Source organism: Actinomadura sp. CNU-125 (genome assembly GCF_001942465.1).
Lineage (GTDB): Bacteria > Actinomycetota > Actinomycetes > Streptosporangiales > Streptosporangiaceae > Spirillospora.
Window position 1 is genome coordinate 1 of sequence record NZ_MKJY01000105.1, and the last position, 16,137, is coordinate 16,137.

A 16,137-nucleotide genomic window follows, 5' to 3' on the forward strand; every position below is an offset into this window, starting at 1 on the left:
GCGCCGACATCGCGGCGCTGCGCGCCGCGCCCCGGACGCGCCCGTCGGCACGGCGGCGGCCCGGCTGCTGGCCGGGCTGTCCGCGCGGCGGCGGGCGGGGGGCGGGCCGGTGGCCATCGTCCCGTGCGACAACTTGCCGGGGAACGGCCGGACGGCCGCGCGGGCGTCCGCGAACTGGCCGACGCGATCGGCCCGCCGTGGACGCGGGCCGCGGCGCACGCCTCGTACGTCGACACCGTCGCCGACCGCATCACGCCCTGGCCGGGCGAGGACACCGCGGCGGCGGTGGCCGCCGCCACCGGCCGCGCCGACGCCGCCCCCGTGGTCGCGGAACCGTTCGCCGAGTGGATCCTGTGCGGCGACTTTCCGGCGGGACGCCCGCGCTGGGAGGACGCGGGAGCCCGTTTCGTCCCCGACATCACCCCCTACGAGCGCCGCAAGCTGTGGCTGCTCAACGGCGGGCACTCGCTGCTGGCCTACGCGGGCCCGCCGCGCGGCCACGCCACCGTCGCCGAGGCCGTCGCCGACCCGCTCTGCCGGGCGTGGCTCGACGAGTGGTGGGACGAGGCGTCCGCCGTGCTCGCACCCGATTCCGGACCGGCCGCCTACCGGGCGGCGCTGCTGGAGCGGTTCGCCAACCCGCGGATCGCGCACGCCCTCGCCAAGATCGCCGAGAACGGCGCCGAGAAGCTCCTCACCCGCGTCGTGCCCGTGCTGCGCGCCGCGCGGCGGAACGGGCGGACGCCCGCCGCCGCACTCCGCCCCATCGCGGCCTGGCTGCTCTACGAGCGCGAAGGTCGAACCGGTTCCGTGCGGGACGCCGCGTGCGGCGTCCTCGACCGGCTCGGGCTGCCCCGCGATCCCGACCTGGTGGACGCGCTCGTCCGGCAGGCCGACGCGCTATCGCGAACCTGACGGCGCGCCGCCGCCGGCTTCCGAGGCCCTCGCCCGCACCGGAAGGCGAGGTGATCCCGAACGACGACATGTCCCCATTGTCGCGGGTGGCGCCGGTCGCGTCAGGCGACGGCTCCCCCGACGAACGTCCGCTCCGGCGGGGACGCGACGAGTTCGACCATGGTGCCGGGCCGCAGTTCCTCGCCGAGGACACCGGCGATCGCGTCGGTGAGCGCGGCGCCGAGCTTCGCGGTGAGCTCCCCGGCGTCCGGCCGGTCGAAGAGCCCGGCGCGGACGCCCAGCACCACCGAGGCCTTCGCGTCCACGGCCGCGCCGCCCTGCGCGAACCGTCCCGCGGGGACCCCGGCCAGCCGGATGCTCACCAGCTCGCGGGCCCACTCGCCGTAGACTCCGGCGATCGCCTCGGTCAGCGCGGCGACGAGCTCCGGTTCCGAACCGGTCAGCCTGTTCTCTGGAAGATGGACGGTCAGATGCGGCACAGTCGACCCCGTTCTCTTTGACTACAAAGGCTTTGAACTCAAAGGTACTTGGAAAGGTCGCCGATGTCCACGGAATCGGACGGTCCGGCCGTCGACGCGGCCGTCCGCACACTGCTGCTGCTCATGCCCCGGCTCGTCGGCCGCGCCAAGCGCCTGCCCGTCCCCGAGGCGCTGCGCGGGCTGGACCTCGCCCCGCGCCACCTCGCGCTGCTGGCCCACCTCGAATACGACGGCCCCGCGAGCGTCAACGAACTCGCCGCCCGGCTGGAGGTGGCCCCGACGACCGTCAGCCTCATGGTCGCCGAACTGTCCCGGCCGGGCGTCCTGCAACGGACGGCCGATCCCGCCGACCGCCGCCGCCGCATCGTCGCCATCGCCCCCGCCTACACCGCGCCGATCGGCGAATGGCTCTCCGGCAGCGCCTCGGCCTGGGAACGCGTCATGCGCGACCTGACCCCCGCCGAACGCGCCACCGTCGTCGACGCCCTGCGCGCCTACGAAGACGCCCTGGAACAGAAGGGCGACCGCTAAGGCTTGTTTAACAATTCCCGTGGTGGGGGTTTGTTGAACAACCGGGTTCGTGGTCGGTGTCTGTCCGGTGTGACCGCCGCCCGGCCCGTGGTGGGCGGGGACGGTTCATCCGGGGTCGGCGTCGTACCGATCCGGGTCCGCCGAGCAGAGGCCGCCCGTCCCCGGGCCCGGCACCTGGGCGGCTCCGGAGCCTGCGGGGAGCGGGGCTGGGCCAGAACCGAGGTACCCGGCGGCAGCGCCGCCGCCCGCTCCGGCGTGATCCCGTCGGGCAGGCACGGAGCCGCATACGCGTGCAGGTGACCGGCCAGCGTTCCGTTTACGCGCCACCATGTGAGAACGTGCCCGCCCCGGGATCCGCGTGAAATCCCACCACGAACCCGCTTTCGGCAGGCCGTGGCGCATGCCGGACACGTCGGGGAACAAATGCCGCTCCACACCCGTCCACACCTCATCGGCCAGATGCATCGCCACCGCTTTGGACAGGTGATGCTTCAAGTGACCGGAGGCGTCCAGATGCCGGTACGCCGCCCGCTCCAGAGCGTCCCGGGACAACCCCAGCCGCGCCCGCCATCCTTTGGCTGCGGCCGGGGTGCGGCGGCGCCGGTGACCCGCCCGGTACGCCACCGCACGCGAGCGCGCATCACGCCGCAACGCCCGCTTCAGACTCCACGCCGCCGAGAACAACTGCTCCAGGCGGTGCCGGGCGGCCGGATCCGGGACCAGCCGCAACCGCACCACCGTCACCGCACCATCATCCGGGCGCCGCCACGCCGGACCCTTGTTCTTCCCCCGAAACCGATGCCCACCCGCCGCAGGATCGGCCGCAGTGTCCGCGCCGGGCAGCGCGGAGGGCGGTGCGGAGGGCGGTGCGGAGGGCGGTGCGGCACCGACGGCGCCACCCCTCACGACCGGTCGCAGGCTGCAGCATGGTAAACACGTTACGTCACCATCATCGAACATGCAATCGACAACCCGCAGATCCATGCCACCAAAGCAGGCTTTTTAAACACGCCTTAGCGGCGGGAGTGCGCCACAATGGGCGTACAAAGGCGACGGGGACCAGGAAGCCGGTGCGAATCCGGCACGGTCCCGCCACTGTGACCGGTGAGCGGACCCCACAATGCGGCCACGGCCCGCGAGAGCGGGCGGGAAGGCCGGGGCGAGCGTCGATCCGGGAGTCAGGAGACTGGCCCGTCGCGTCCGCCTACCAGGGGGCGAGGACACCCCCGGGAAGGGTCCGATGGACAGGCGTGTCCCCGTACGGGACGTACCGGCGCGAGGCATCGGCAGGCGCGGCCTGCTTGCGGGAGTGGGCGCGATCGCGGCCGCCGGGCTGCTCGGGGGGTGCGGCTCCGGCTCCGGCGGCGGCGACCGGCGGTTCCGCGCGGCGTTCGCCGCGGGCGGCTCGCAGGAGACGATGGACCCGCACGTCGCACCGAACTTCGTCGACCAGGTCCGCGCGAAGGCGATGTACGACACGCTCGCCGCGTTCGGCGACGACATGTCGGTGCGGGCGCGGCTGGCCGAGTCGTGGGAGAGCGACCGGTCCGGCACCCGCTGGCGCGTGCGGCTGCGGTCCGCGAAGTTCCACGACGGCGCGCCCGTCACCGCCGCGGACGTGCTGTACACCTACCGGCGGGTCGCGGACCCGGCGACCGGGTCGCCGTCGCAGCAGCTGATGACGGCGGTCGACTTCGCCGCGAGCCGGGGCGCGGGCCGGGAGCTGACGCTGGTGCTGAAGCGGCCCGACTTCGGGTTCCCGCGGGTCCTCGCGGGGGTGGGTACCGAGATCCTCCCGGCGGGGACGACGAGTTTCCGCGACCCCGTCGGGTCCGGGCCGTTCCGCTTCGGTTCGTTCACGCCCGGCGGCCCCGCCCTGTTCACCCGCTGGGACGGGCACTGGGACGGCCCGCCGAAGATCGCCGAGCTGGAGATCGTCCCCGCGAACGAGGAGGCCGCGCGGGTCAACGCCCTGCTGTCGGGGCAGGTGCACTACGCGGCCGACCTCGCGGGCGCGTCGGTGAACCGGCTGAAGGGCGAACGGTCGGCGCGGCTGCTGACCGCCCCGCGCGCGACGGCGCAGCAGATCCTGCTGAGCCGCGGCCGCGCCCCGTTCGCGACCCGCGCCTGGTCGAGGCGTTCCGGCTCGGCATCGACCGGGAGGCGCTCGTCCGGATCGCGCTGGCCGGGCACGGCGAGGTCGGCAACGACCTGTTCGGCAAGGGCCTGGACGGGTACCCGGCGGGCCTCGCGCCGCGCGAACGCGACATCGGACGTGCGCGTGCGCTCGTCCGGGAGGCGGGCGCGGAGGGGCTGGAGATCCCGCTGCAGACCAGCACGCTGGACGCGGCGTGGGAACCGGCGGCGACGCTGATCGCCCGGCAGCTCGGCGAAGCCGGGCTGACGGTCGTCCCGCACACGCTCGCCGCGACGACGTACTTCAGCGAGATGAAGGAGCGCCGGAGCGTCGCGGCGTTCAACACCACCTCGACGCTGCCGGTGCCGAACTTCCTGGAGCAGCGGCTGCGCGGCGGCGCCGCCCGGAACCTGACCGGGTTCGCGTCCGGGGAGTTCGACCGGCTGCTGGACGAGGCCCGCACCACCCGCGACGACGCCGCCCGCGCGGACCTGCTGGCGCGGGCGCAGCGGATCGCGCGGGACGAGTCGGGCCTGATCGTGTGGGGGTTCTCCGACGCCAACGACGCGATCTCCACGTCGGTGCGGGGGCTGCGCGCGGCGCCGCCCAATTCGCACGACTGGGCCAGGTTCGACCGGGTCACCCCGGCCTGAGGTGCGCCGCTACACCGCCCGGCGGTGCCTGCTCGCGGTCGCGCAGTGCCTGGTCGTCCTGGTCGCGGTCTTCGCGCTCGGGACGCTGCTGCCCGGCGACACCGCCGACGTCCTGCTCGCCGAACAGGGCACCCCCGAGCAGGTCGCCGCGCTCCGCGAACGGCTCGGCCTGGACCGTCCCGCATGGGACCGGTTCGGGTCGTGGCTCGGCGGCCTGCTCACCGGCGACCTCGGCCGGTCGCTGCTGACGGACGTCCCGGTGGCCGACGAGATCGGGCGCCGGTTCGCCGCCACGCTGGCGCTCGCGCTGCCCGCGTTCGTCCTGGTCGTCGTGCTGGCCCCGGTGGTCGGCATCGTCACGGGACTGCGCGAGGGCAGCCGGCTCGACCGGACGCTGAACGCCGCCGCAGTGCTGCTGCACGCGGTGCCCGAGTTCGTCCTCGGGCTGCTGATGATCGCGTCGCTGTCGCTGGCCGCCGGTCTGCTGCCCGCCACGGCCGTCGGGCTGGACGGCGCCGCGCTGCTCGCGCGGCCCGAGGTGCTGGTGATGCCGGTGACCGTGCTCGCCGCCCGGCAACTGTGCGACCTGGCCCGGCAGATTCGCGCCGGGGTCGCCGCGCGGCGGGACGGCCCGGTCGCCGAGCACCTGCGGCTGCTGGGCATGCGCGAACGGACCGTGGTCCTGCGGCACGTCGTCCCGAACGCGTTCGGCCCGGCGGCGCAGCAGTTCGCCCGCTGCGTGGAGGGCCTGCTCGGCGGCGCGGTGCTCGTCGAGGCGCTGTTCGGCCTGCGGGGCCTCGGCACCGGTTTCGTCGAGGCCGTGCAGAACCGCGACGTCCCCCTCGTGCAGGCGTACGCGCTGCTGTTCGCCGGGACGGCCGTCGCGGTGCACCTCGCCGGGGACCTGGCGTCCCACCGGCTCGCGCCCCGCCGCGAGGTGACGGCGTGAAGGCTCGCGGCGATCCTGCTCGGGGTGCCGCTGCTCCTCGCGGTCGCCGGGCCGCTGGTCGCGGGTTCCGCGGAGCAGCCGTCCGGCACGGCCGCACTGCCGTCGCGTCCGCCCGGCGACGGGCACCCGCTGGGCACCGACCTGCTCGGCCGCGACGTCCTCGCGCTGGTGCTGCACGGCGGCCCGTCCGTCCTCGGCACCACGGCCGGGGCGCTGCTGCTCGGCTACGCCGCCCGGCGCTCGGGCTGCTCGCGCGGCGGGCGCGCGGCGGCTCGTCGACGAGACGGTGATGCGCACGCTCGACCTGCTGCTGGCCCTGCCCGGCCTGCTGGTGCTGATGGCGCTCGCCGCGACCGACCATCGCGGCCGGTTCTGGCTGCTGGCCGCCGCCGGGACGCTGCAGGTGCCCGCGATCGCCCGGCTGGTGCGCGGCGCCGCGCTCGCCCCGGCGTCCCGGACGGCCGTGGAGGCGCTGCGCATGCAGGGACACGGCTGGTGCTACGTCCACCTGCGCCACCTCGCCCGCGAACTCGCCGCCCCCGTCGCCACCGACGCGGGCGCGCGCTTCTCGGTGGTGCTGTACCTGCTGGCGTCGGCGAACTTCCTCGGGCTGGGCCTGCCGTCCGACTCGTCCGACTGGGCCGTGCTGATCGAGCGCAACGCGGACGCGCTGTTCCTGCAGCCCGCGGCGGTGCTGGTGCCCGCCGGGCTGCTGATGTCGCTGTGCGTCGGCGCGAACCTGCTGGTCGACGGCGCGCTGGCGCGCGGCCGGGCCGTCCGGTGACCCCGCCGCTGGAGGTCCGCGACCTGTCCGCGCGCGCCGACGGCGCCGTGCTGCTGGCGGGGGTGTCGCTGGCCGTCCCGGCGGGGACGGTCGCCGCGGTCGTCGGCCCGGGCGGCAGCGGCAAGACCACGCTCGTGGCCTCGCCGCGCTCGGCGGCCGCCCGTCCGGGCGTCCGGCCGGCCGCCGAGGCGCTGCTGGACGCACCGACCTGCTGGCCCTGCCGGAACGAGACCGCCGCGCGCTGCGGACCGGCGTCACGGCGCACCTGCCGCAGCATCCGGAGACGGTCCTGGACCCGGTCCGCCGCATCGGCGGCACCCTCGCCGAACTCGCCGCGCTCCGGCACCGCGCGCGGGCCGACCGCCGCGCGGCGGCGCCGCACTCCTCGTGCTCACGCACGACCTGCCGCTCGTCCGCCGGATCGCCGCGCACGTGACCGTCCTGGAGCACGGACGAGTAGTGGCGCAAGGCCCCCCGCCGCACGTCCTGAACCCCCCGGACGCCGCCGCCCACGGCCCGAAGAACCGGGCGGCGTCGGGTATCGCCGGACCGAAGGCCGCCGCTTCGGAGGTCGCCACCTCGGAGGTCGCCGCTTCGGCGGTCGCCGCTTCGGCGGTCGCCACCTCAGAAGCGGACTCGTCCGGAGCGGCCACCTCGGAAGCGGACACTTCGAGGGTCGCCGCTTCGGGGGTCGCGGTCCGTTGGCGGGGTGGGGGGTCGCCGCTGGTCGGGCCGGTGTCGATGGGGTTTGCGGCCGGTAGCGCGACCGCGCTGGTCGGGCCGTCGGGTGCCGGGAAGACGACCTTCGGACGGGTGCTGGCGGGGCTCACGGCGCCCACCGCGGGCACCGTCCAGTACCGCGGCGGGGCGCTGCCCCGCAGGGTGGAACGCCGGTCGCGGCGCAGCGCCGGGCCGTCCAGTACGTGCACCAGAGCGCCGCCGACTCCTTCGAGGCGCACCGTCCGATGCTGGCGCAGATCGCCGACACCGGGCGGCTGCTGCGCGGGCTGTCGCCGGACGCCGCGCGGGGCGAGGCGCGCGACATCGGCGCGCGGCTCGGGCTGGACGGCGCCCAGCTCGGCAGGCGTCCCGCGGGGCTGTCGGGCGGGCAGTTGCAGCGCTGCGCGCTGGCCCGGGCGCTGATGGCCCGTCCCGCCCTGCTGGTCTGCGACGAGGCGACCTCGGCGCTCGACGAGGCGACCCGCGACCGGGTGCTCGACGAGCTGCCGGGCCTGCTCGCCCCGGCGGGCACCGCGCTGCTGCTCATCACGCACGACCTCGCGGCGGTGCGGCGGGCCGCCGGGTCGGTCGCCGTCCTGGACGGGGGCCGGTGCGTCCAGCACACCGGCCTCCGCGACTTCCTCGCGCGCCGTCCCCGGGCGCGCCCGCCGATTTCGTCCGCGCCGCCCGGCGACGGACCGGCTGAGGGCGCGGCACCTTTGGTCCGGTCAGAACACCGTGCCGACGTCGTTGGCGATCAGGTCGTCGGTCGCGCGCTCGGCGACCGCGGCGATCGTCATCGAGGGGTTGCACGCCGCCGCCGTGCCCGGCAGCAGCGCGCCGTCCAGCACGTAGAGGCCGCGGTGCCCCCGGACCCGCCCGGCGAGGTCGCAGACCGTGCCCATCGCGGCGCCGCCGAGCGGATGCCAGGTGGACGGGTAGGCGGCGGTGGTGTCGATGAGGAACGACGAAGAACCGGTGATCTTGGTGACGCGCTCGTGGATGCGCCGGTAGAGCGCGTCGTCGGCGTCCTTCGGCCACTGCAGGACGGCGTCGTCCTTCGCCGAGTCGTAGACGAACCGGCCGCGGCCCCGGCTCACCCCGTAGCCGACGATCATGGTGGAGCGCAGGTTCCCCACGGGCGGGATGGACGCTTGGATGATCGTGTTCGCCGACGCCGGATCCTCCCAGTCCATGCTGCCGTAGACGACCGGGCCGCCCTGCGGGGCGCCGAAGTCGTCCTCCCAGTTCGTCCACGTGTAGATGCGGTCGCCGTTGGAACCCCAGCCCGAGCCCAGGCCGTCCGGCATGTCCGGGATCTGGTCCTTGGCCGCCGCGCGCATCAGCAGCTTGGTGGTGCCTGCGGTACCGGCCGCCATGACCAGCGCCTTCGCGGTGATGATCTTCTTTTCGAGGACGGTCCCGTCGGTCGCGATGCGGTCGACGAAGATCTGCCAGCGTCCGTCCGGGGCCATCGCCACGTCCGTCACGTTGTGCTGCGTCGCGACGGTCACCAGGCCGGTCGCCTGCGCGTCGGCGATGTAGGTGACGTCGACCGAGTGCTTGCCGCCGTTGTTCACCCCCAGGGAGCAGTCCCCGTTGGTGTAGGACGGCTTCATCTCGCCGTCGAGCTCGCGCAGCGCGAAGTCCCAGTCGATCGGCATCGGGATCTTCGCCACCGGCTCCCCGGCGCGTCCGGCGTACTCGGCGAAGATCCGCGCCGGCTTGTAGGTCTTGCCGGCGATCAGCTCGTCGGGCGCGGTCTCCAGGCGCAGCATCCGCGCGACGCGCCGGTAGTGGTCGCGGTCCATCCGCGCGTAGTCGAGCTGCTCGGGCAGGTTGGCGTTGAAGACGCTCTCGGACGGCTGCAGCGTCATCCCCTGGTAGACCAGCGACCCGCCGCCGACGCCCGCGGCCACGACCATGTCCATCCCGTTGCCCGGCACCTGCTCCAGCAGCCCGGTGTAGGGGTCGAACAGCTCCGGCGTGAAGCCCAGCACCGACGGGGAGCCCAGCCAGAAGATCCGCTTGTCCGGGGACGTGGGGTGCGGGAACGTCTCGGCGTTCGGTCCGGTGGGCCACCAGATGCCCCGCTCCAGGACCAGGCACCGCACTCCCGCCTGCGCGAACCGGAGCGCCGTCACCCCGCCCCCGAAGCCGGATCCGATGATGACGACACGGTGTTCCTCACGCGTGACCGGTACCCGGGACGGTGCGGCGGCGTGGGCGCGCGGCAGTCCCGCGGCGGCCAGCCCCGCGGTGGCGGCGGCACCGGCGGCACCGGCGAGGAGGGAACGACGGCTGATTGCGGACACGGGGGCGCTCCATTCGGGGGTGGGAGAAGGACCGGTCCGTGGACGGGCGGAGGCCGCCATGGAGTCGCCGCCCCATGGGGGGTCGCCGCCGTCCGGAATCGGCATGATCGGCATGCTAGGGCCGCGATCCCGGCACCCGATGTACACGAGCGGATGATTTTCTGCTGCGGAGAAGCTCACTTCTCTATAGAGAGAATGGCTGTGCCATGTGCCTGGACGGGTACGCGCACGCGGACGCGGACGTCTCGGAGACGTCCGCGTCGTCGGCGGTGCGGGGGCCGTGCGGTCAGGACTCCGTCGCGGCCTTCTTCGCCAGGACGTGCTCGATCATCGTGACCAGGACGTCCCGGGCGGATTCGCGACTGCGCACGTCGCACAGCAGCAACGGCACGTGGTCTTCGAGGTCGAGGGCGATCCGCACGTCCCGGGGGTCCTTGCGTTCGGCGCCCTCGAAGCAGTTCACCGCGACCATGAACGGGGTGCCGCGGTCCTCGAAGTAGTCGATGGCGGCGAAGCAGTCGGCGAGGCGGCGCACGTCGGCGAGCACCACCGCGCCGATGGCCCCAAGCGCCAGCTCGTCCCACATGAACCAGAACCGCTGCTGCCCCGGCGTCCCGAACAGGTACAGCACCATGTTGTCCTGCAGCGTGATCCGGCCGAAGTCCATGGCGACGGTGGTGCTGGTCTTGCCGTCCACGCCGGTGGTGTCGTCGACGCCCGCGCCCCGGTCGGTGAGCAGTTCCTCGGTGCGCAGCGGGCGGATCTCGCTGATCGAGCCGACCATCGTGGTCTTGCCGACCCCGAACCCGCCCGCCACGAGGATCTTCGCGGCGATCGGCCGGCCGCCCGCGGCGGAACCGGTGAGCGCGGGGTCGGGTTGCACGGTGTCAGAGTGCGCGGAGACCATTCAGCAGCTTCCTTAGTACGAGCTCGTCCGGGACGTCGCCGGCCGGGGTCGGCTTCAGCACCCGGAGCAGGTTCTCGGCGCGCAGGTCGTCGACCAGGACGCGCACGACGCCGACGGGCAGGTCGATCTCCGACGTCAGGTCGGCGAAGGTGATCGAGCCGCGGCTGATCGCCAGCAGCCGCCGGTGTTCGGGGTCCAGGCGCAGCCGCGGCGGCACCGGCAGCCCGGTCGCCTCTACCACGGAGATCAGGTCGAGGACGTCGTCGCGGAGCCGGGTGCGGCCCCGCGTGAGGGTGTAGGGACGGACGACGGGTCCCGCGTCCCCGTCGAGCCACCGGTCATCGCCCACCCGGACTCACCTCGGGCCCTGCACCGACAGCCGGGGAAGGACCGGCGGACGCTCGGCGAACCGCTCGGCGAGCCCGGTCAGCTCGAACACGACCGCGCCCGCGTCGACGTCCGGCGGCCCCACCGCGACCAGCGACGCCTCGTCGCCCACCGGGATCATGAACAGCAGCGCCGTGTCCAGTTCGATGACGCTCTGCAGCAGCTCGCCGGACGCGAACCGGCGGCACGCGCCGCGGGCGAGCCCCTGCACGCCCGCCACGAGCGCCGCGAGGTGCTCGGACTCCTCCCGGCCGAGCCCGGCGGAGGACGCCACGACCAGCCCGTCGTTGGACAGCAGGACCGCGCCGCCCAGCGGCGCCGCCCGGCGCACCAGGCCGTCGAGGAGCCGCTGCACCTCCCCTGCCGTGATCGGTGCCGCGGTCATCGCTCCCCCTCTTCCTCGGTCGGTTCCGCCGACACCGCGGGACGGTCCGGCGAGCCATGGCGCGAGAACCGGTTCGGACGTCGGCGCGTGCCTTTCACGGGGCGGTGCCGCCGGGAACGACATGGACGTTGCGGATCTCGACGGTCATCGGGGCGTCTCTCTTGCCTTCGGGACATGCGTGGCGGGGAACTCAGACACCATAGCCACCATTTTGATCAGTTGTCGCGAAGTCAGGTCGATACGGAACACTTTGGTGGAATCATCCGAGGGGACAGCCCCCGCCGCTCCGAAGAGGAGAACCCACGTGACATCTCTGCTCGGCGAATCGTCCGACCGGCTGGACTGGCTGATCGACGGGCTCGTCGATCGCGTGCCGCAGGTCACCAGGGCGGTGCTGCAGTCCGCGGACGGGCTCGTGCTGGGGGCGTCCGCGGGCCTCGACCGCGCGGACGCCGACTACCTGTCCGCGCTGGCAGCGGGCCTGCAGAGCCTCGCGCAGGGCGCGCGGACGCAGTTCGGCGCGAGCGAGACGCGCCAGACGATCATCGAGATGAGCGGCGGGTTCCTGTTCGTCACCGCCGCGGGCGAGGGCGCGTCGCTGACCGTGATGAGCGACGCGACCGTCGATCCGGCGCAGATCAGTTACGAGATGGCGACCCTGGTCAGGCGGGTCGGTGAGCACCTGGTCACCCGTCCCCGGGAGAAGTGACCCGGCGCCGTCCGCGCCTCTCCGAATCGCGTCGGACCCGCCTGCCGGGGAACGGTCCAAATAACCCGGTCGACCTTCACCTGAATTGTGCTGGATTGACGGGATTTATCCCGAATGCCGGGCAGCAGATTGCGATGAGAAGCGCATCGGAATCGTTGCCGCAGGTCAGTGCACCGCCGCACCCCGCGCGCGTCCCGGACGGGACGGGCGCGGGGCACGGCGGGCCCCGCCGCGCGTCCGTCAGGACGGCACGTCGGTGCGCCAGCGGGTGAAGCGGCGTTCGAGCAGGACGAGCAGGTAGTTGAACGCCAGCCCGAGTGCGGAGATCGCGATGATCCCCGCGTACATCTCGTTGATCGCGAAGTTCTGCTGGGACGAGCCGACCAGGAAGCCGAGCCCCTCCTTCGCGCCGACCATCTCCGCGACGATCATCACCAGCACCGAGGTCGCCCCGGCCAGCCGGATCCCGGTGAAGATCGACGGGACGGCGGCGGGCAGGATCACCTTCTGGAAGACGCGGAACGCGGGCAGCCCGAGCGATCGCGCCGACTTGACCAGCGTCGGGTCGACGGTGCGGACCGCGCCGATCGTGTTGAGCAGGATCGGCCAGGTGCACGCGTACAGGACGATCGCGATCTTGGACGTCTCGCCGATGCCGAGGATCAGCACGAAGACGGGCAGCAGCGCGATCGCGGCGGTGTTGCGGAAGACCTCCAGCAGCGGGTTGAGGAACTGCGCGACCGGCCGGTACCAGCCGATCAGCAGGCCGAGCGGGACGGCGCAGGCGATCGCCAGCGCGAACCCGGCGAGCGAGCGGACGAGGCTGGCCCGCGTGTCGTCCCACAGCCGGCCGCTCGCGGCCAGCTCCCACAGCGCCGGGACGACCTCCGACAGCGGCGGCAGGAAGATCGGGTCGACCAGCCCGGCGCGGGGCGCGACCTCCCAGAGGGCGAGGAACGCGACGATGGCCGCCGTCCCCCGGACGGCCCGGCCCGCGGCGGCCCCGGCCCGGCGCGCCGGACGGGACGCGCGCGGGGGCGCGGCGGGCGGCGGCCCGGCGGGTTCGGTGGCGGGCGCGGAGATCTGCAGGGTGTCAGCCATGGGGGATCGCCTCCTCGCGCGGTTCCGGGACGCCGAGCCGGGCGGAGCGGACCTCGTCCCGCAGCAGCGACCAGACCCGGTGCCGGTGCGCGGCGAACTCGGGGGTGGAGCGCAGGTCGTCGGTCGCGTCGCGGGCGCCGAGGTCGATGTCGACGATCTCCTTCACCCGTCCGGGGCGCGAGGTGAGCACGGCGACGCGCTGCGCCAGGTAGACGGCCTCGTCGATGCCGTGCGTGATGAACACGATGGTCTTGCCGGTCTTCGACCAGATCCGCACCAGTTCGTCCTGGAGGGCTTCGCGGGTCTGGGCGTCGAGCGCGGCGAACGGCTCGTCCATGAGCAGGACGTCCGGGTCGTAGGCGAGGCTGCGAGCGATCGCGACCCGCTGCTTCATGCCGCCGGACAGTTCGTGCGGGTAGCGGTCCTCGAAGCCGGACAGGCCGACGAGGTCGAGGTGGCGGCGGGCGACGTCGGCGCGCTCGCGGCGGCCGAGCCCTATGGCTTCCAGGCCGAACTCGACGTTGCGCAGCGCGGTCCGCCAGGGGAACAGCGCGTACTGCTGGAAGACGATCCCGCGGTCGAGCGCGGGGCCGGTCACGTCGGCGCCGTCGATCACGACGCGTCCGGTGGTGGGCGCCGTGAGCCCGCCGATCAGGTCGAGGAGCGTGGACTTGCCGCAGCCGGACGGTCCGACCACGGCGAGGAACTCGCCTTCGGCGACGTCGAGCGAGGTGTCGTGCAGGGCGGTGAACTCGCCGCCGCCCCGGACGGGGAAGGTCTTGCCGACCCCGGAGACGCTGATCTTCGCGGTCACCGCGGGTTCCCTCCGTTCGCGTACGGGTTGAACTCGTTGGTGTAGATATCGGCGGGCTTCACCGTGACTTCGGGGATCTGGCCGACGTCGGCGAGCCACTCGCTCCAGGTCGTGAACTCCCGGTCGCTCATGAGGCCGCCCTTGCCCGCGACGCCCCACGACAGCCAGTACTTGAGCGCGTCGGCGTTCTCGTTGCGGCCGCGGGACTCCAGGATCCGGGTGAGCCGGTCGATGACCTCCTCGCGCGGGCGGCCGCGCGACCATTCGATCGCCCTGGCCACCCCGCCGGTGAACGCCTTCACCGTGTCGGGGTTGCGCTCGATGAAGTCGTCCCGGAAGACGTACGAGCCGGCGGTGAACGTGCCGAGGAAGTCGAGGTCGCGGAACAGCGACCGGACGCCGCCGTTGTCCTTCGCCTTCTCCTGGAAGATCCCGCTGAGCGCGGCCACGTCGATCTGCCCCTGGCGGAGCGACTGCTCCAGGGCGACGGGCGGCACCGCCAGCGGGCGGACCTTCCCGACCTCCTCTGAGGTGAAGCCCTTCCCCCGCAGGTACAGGTCGAGGACGGCCTGGGCGTGGCCGCCGAGGGTGTTCATCCCGACCTTCTTGCCCATGAGATCCCGAGGACTCCGAATGGGGCTGTCTTCGGGGACCCAGAACCCGTTGTAGTACTTCTCGTCGGTGCCGTAGTAGCCGATGACGGACGTCAGCGGCGCGCCCGACTCCTGCAGTTTGACCGACGCGCCGTTGAACGCGCCGCCGAAGTCGACCTCGCCCGTCGCCGCGGTCTGCACGTCCTGCGGCCCGCTGTTGGTATTGCCGACCCACTCCAGTTCGACCTCGCCGAGATAGCCGAGGTCGGCGGCGAGTTCGGGGAGCGTGACCGTGCCGGTCCAGCCCTGGTAACGCAGGGTGCCGGTGCGCCGCGCGCGTCCCGCCGCCGTGCCGCAGCCCGCCGCGGTCGCCGCGACGGGCGCGCCGATCGCCGCGACCGTGAGCGCGGACATGAATCGTCGGCGCGTGGTTCCCGTGATGCTGCTCAAGAATGCCCTCTCCTGGACGCCTGTGCCGGATGGTTCGTCAGGTGGCGGGGCGACACAGGTCGCTGGCCTGCCGCCGGAGGTCGACGTGCAGGCGTGCGACGAGCGAAGCGCGGAGCATGCGATGGGGTGTCACGGATGCGACTATCCGGCACGGTTTCCCACCAAGTCAATAGGTTTAGACGGAAATATTTCCTACTTACCCGGTAGGAATGGTTGACCGATCCGGGGGGCCGTGCTTCGCTGGAGCCACCGCCCCCCGCCTCCCAGGAGAAGAGGTAACTCCGTGTCCCAGTTCGACATCCGCAAGATCGGCGGCCGCATCGGCGCCGAGGTCGTCGGCGCCGACGTCCGCGACCTGTCCGACCGGATCTTCGGCGAGATCCACGAGGCCCTGCTCGAACACAAGGTCCTGGGGTTCCGCGGCCAGGACCTGACCGACGACGACCAGCTCGCCTTCGCCGCCAAGTGGGGCGAGCTCACCGGCGCCCACCCGACCGTCCCGGGCATCGACGGCAAGCGCGAGATCCTGCCGGTCGACGGCGAGGCGTCGCGCGCGAACCAGTGGCACACCGACGTCACGTTCGTGCAGACCCCGCCGAAGATCAGCACCCTGCGCGGGCTCGTCGTCCCGCCCTACGGCGGCAACACCCTGATCGCCAACACCGCCGCCGCCTACCGGGACCTGCCGGACGAGCTGCGCGCGTTCGCCGACGGGCTGTGGGCCGTCCACACCAACGACTACGACTACGTGAAGCCCGCGGCCGCCGGCGTCGACCCGGCGAAGCAGGCCGAGCACCGCAAGGCGTTCGTGTCGCAGACCTGGAAGACCGCCCACCCGGTCGTCCGGGTGCATCCCGAATCGGGCGAGCGGAACCTCTTCATCGGCGGGTTCGCGCAGCGGATCGTCGGGCTCTCCGGCACCGAGAGCCGCGCGATCCTCGACATCCTCCAAGCGTACGTGACCCGTCCGGAGAACGTGCTGCGCTGGGTCTGGTCGCCGGGCGACCTCATCGTGTTCGACAACCGCATCACCCAGCACTACGCCCCCGACGACTACGGCGACCTCCCGCGCCGCCTGCACCGCGTCACCGTCGCCGGCGACGTCCCGGCGGGCACGGACGGCCGCGAGAGCTACCGCGTCGAGGGCGACAACGCCGCCCACTACACCCCCACCGCCACCCCCTCCTAATGTTGATCTGCGGCGTGTTGCCCTTATGGGCGCCCGAGTTAGGGCAACACGCGCAGGTCAAGGACCCCGGTGGGGAGGGCTCGGCGGGCGTGGGCTGCGGACGTCGGCGTCCGGGTGGG

Annotated in this window: 13 protein-coding genes, 5 pseudogenes and 1 riboswitch; of the genes and pseudogenes, 10 read left to right on the plus strand and 8 right to left on the minus strand. The window is 73.4% G+C overall.

The window, feature by feature from the left end; translation table 11 throughout:
* A pseudogene (locus tag BJF79_RS13585) lies at window positions 1-915 on the plus strand (mannitol dehydrogenase family protein); the annotation flags it as partial.
* Window positions 916-1,016: 101 nt separating this feature from the next.
* Here the strand turns inward: BJF79_RS13585 and BJF79_RS13590 are convergent.
* Window positions 1,017-1,394 (minus strand): tautomerase family protein, encoded by a 378-nt coding sequence (locus tag BJF79_RS13590; protein ID WP_075897579.1) that lies wholly within the window; start codon window positions 1,392-1,394, stop codon window positions 1,017-1,019.
* 63 nt (window positions 1,395-1,457) lie between these two features.
* Here BJF79_RS13590 and BJF79_RS13595 point away from each other — a divergent pair, with 63 nt between their 5' ends.
* From BJF79_RS13595 to BJF79_RS66820, 7 genes and pseudogenes are all read left to right on the plus strand, one after another.
* Complete coding sequence (locus BJF79_RS13595; protein WP_075897581.1) at window positions 1,458-1,925, plus strand: MarR family winged helix-turn-helix transcriptional regulator; 468 nt, start codon at window positions 1,458-1,460, stop codon at window positions 1,923-1,925.
* A 1,020-nt stretch (window positions 1,926-2,945) separates the two neighbouring features.
* Window positions 2,946-3,135, plus strand: a riboswitch (cobalamin riboswitch).
* Between the two features lie 291 nt (window positions 3,136-3,426).
* Window positions 3,427-4,325, plus strand: a pseudogene (locus tag BJF79_RS13600) (ABC transporter substrate-binding protein); the annotation flags it as partial.
* A gap of 48 nt (window positions 4,326-4,373) precedes the next feature.
* Complete coding sequence (locus tag BJF79_RS59715) at window positions 4,374-4,715, plus strand: hypothetical protein (protein WP_262401967.1); 342 nt, start codon at window positions 4,374-4,376, stop codon at window positions 4,713-4,715.
* Window position 4,716: 1 nt separating this feature from the next.
* Window positions 4,717-5,664: an ABC transporter permease gene (locus tag BJF79_RS13605; protein WP_075897583.1), complete on the plus strand. Its 948-nt coding sequence runs from the start codon at window positions 4,717-4,719 to the stop codon at window positions 5,662-5,664.
* A gap of 259 nt (window positions 5,665-5,923) precedes the next feature.
* Window positions 5,924-6,448, plus strand: a pseudogene (locus tag BJF79_RS13610) (ABC transporter permease subunit); the annotation flags it as partial.
* Window positions 6,449-7,189: 741 nt separating this feature from the next.
* Window positions 7,190-7,279 (plus strand): annotated as a pseudogene (locus BJF79_RS66815) (ATP-binding cassette domain-containing protein); the annotation flags it as partial.
* 92 nt (window positions 7,280-7,371) lie between these two features.
* Window positions 7,372-7,572 (plus strand): annotated as a pseudogene (locus BJF79_RS66820) (ABC transporter ATP-binding protein); the annotation flags it as partial.
* 324 nt (window positions 7,573-7,896) lie between these two features.
* Here the strand turns inward: BJF79_RS66820 and BJF79_RS13620 are convergent.
* From BJF79_RS13620 to BJF79_RS13635, 4 genes are all read right to left on the minus strand, one after another.
* A complete protein-coding gene (locus BJF79_RS13620) occupies window positions 7,897-9,483 on the minus strand; it encodes a GMC oxidoreductase (RefSeq protein ID WP_075897587.1) in 1,587 nt (528 codons plus the stop codon).
* Between the two features lie 286 nt (window positions 9,484-9,769).
* Entirely contained in the window at window positions 9,770-10,390 is a 621-nt protein-coding gene (locus BJF79_RS13625; RefSeq protein ID WP_083733403.1) for a GTP-binding protein, read from the minus strand.
* Window positions 10,371-10,739 carry a DUF742 domain-containing protein gene (locus tag BJF79_RS13630; protein WP_075897589.1) on the minus strand — a complete coding sequence of 123 codons (369 nt, stop codon included), beginning with the start codon at window positions 10,737-10,739 and terminating at the stop codon, window positions 10,371-10,373. Before BJF79_RS13630 ends, BJF79_RS13625 begins: the two co-directional genes overlap by 20 nt.
* Before the next feature lie 6 nt (window positions 10,740-10,745).
* Window positions 10,746-11,162, minus strand: a complete 417-nt coding sequence (locus tag BJF79_RS13635) for a roadblock/LC7 domain-containing protein (protein WP_075897591.1) — start codon at window positions 11,160-11,162, stop codon at window positions 10,746-10,748.
* 304 nt (window positions 11,163-11,466) lie between these two features.
* On the opposite strand from BJF79_RS13635, the gene BJF79_RS13640 reads away from it, so the two are divergent.
* The gene (locus tag BJF79_RS13640) at window positions 11,467-11,871 is read left to right on the plus strand and encodes a roadblock/LC7 domain-containing protein (RefSeq protein WP_316043345.1); all 405 of its coding nucleotides are present in this window, start codon (window positions 11,467-11,469) and stop codon (window positions 11,869-11,871) included.
* 240 nt (window positions 11,872-12,111) lie between these two features.
* On the opposite strand, the gene BJF79_RS13645 is transcribed toward BJF79_RS13640, so the two are convergent.
* From BJF79_RS13645 to BJF79_RS13655, 3 genes are read right to left on the minus strand one after another with little or no spacing between them, the layout of a single operon-like run.
* A complete protein-coding gene (locus BJF79_RS13645; RefSeq protein WP_075897593.1) occupies window positions 12,112-12,972 on the minus strand; it encodes an ABC transporter permease in 861 nt (286 codons plus the stop codon).
* Window positions 12,965-13,786 (minus strand): ABC transporter ATP-binding protein, encoded by an 822-nt coding sequence (locus BJF79_RS13650; RefSeq protein WP_075897595.1) that lies wholly within the window; start codon window positions 13,784-13,786, stop codon window positions 12,965-12,967. Before BJF79_RS13650 ends, BJF79_RS13645 begins: the two co-directional genes overlap by 8 nt.
* Window positions 13,783-14,829 (minus strand): ABC transporter substrate-binding protein, encoded by a 1,047-nt coding sequence (locus BJF79_RS13655; protein ID WP_262401968.1) that lies wholly within the window; start codon window positions 14,827-14,829, stop codon window positions 13,783-13,785. The genes BJF79_RS13650 and BJF79_RS13655 overlap by 4 nt, the downstream gene beginning before the upstream one ends.
* 283 nt (window positions 14,830-15,112) lie before the next feature.
* Between BJF79_RS13655 and BJF79_RS13660 the strand changes: the two genes are divergently transcribed.
* On the plus strand, window positions 15,113-16,018 hold the full coding sequence (locus BJF79_RS13660; protein WP_075897599.1) for a TauD/TfdA dioxygenase family protein: 906 nt from the start codon (window positions 15,113-15,115) through the stop codon (window positions 16,016-16,018).
* Window positions 16,019-16,137: the final 119 nt, after the last annotated feature.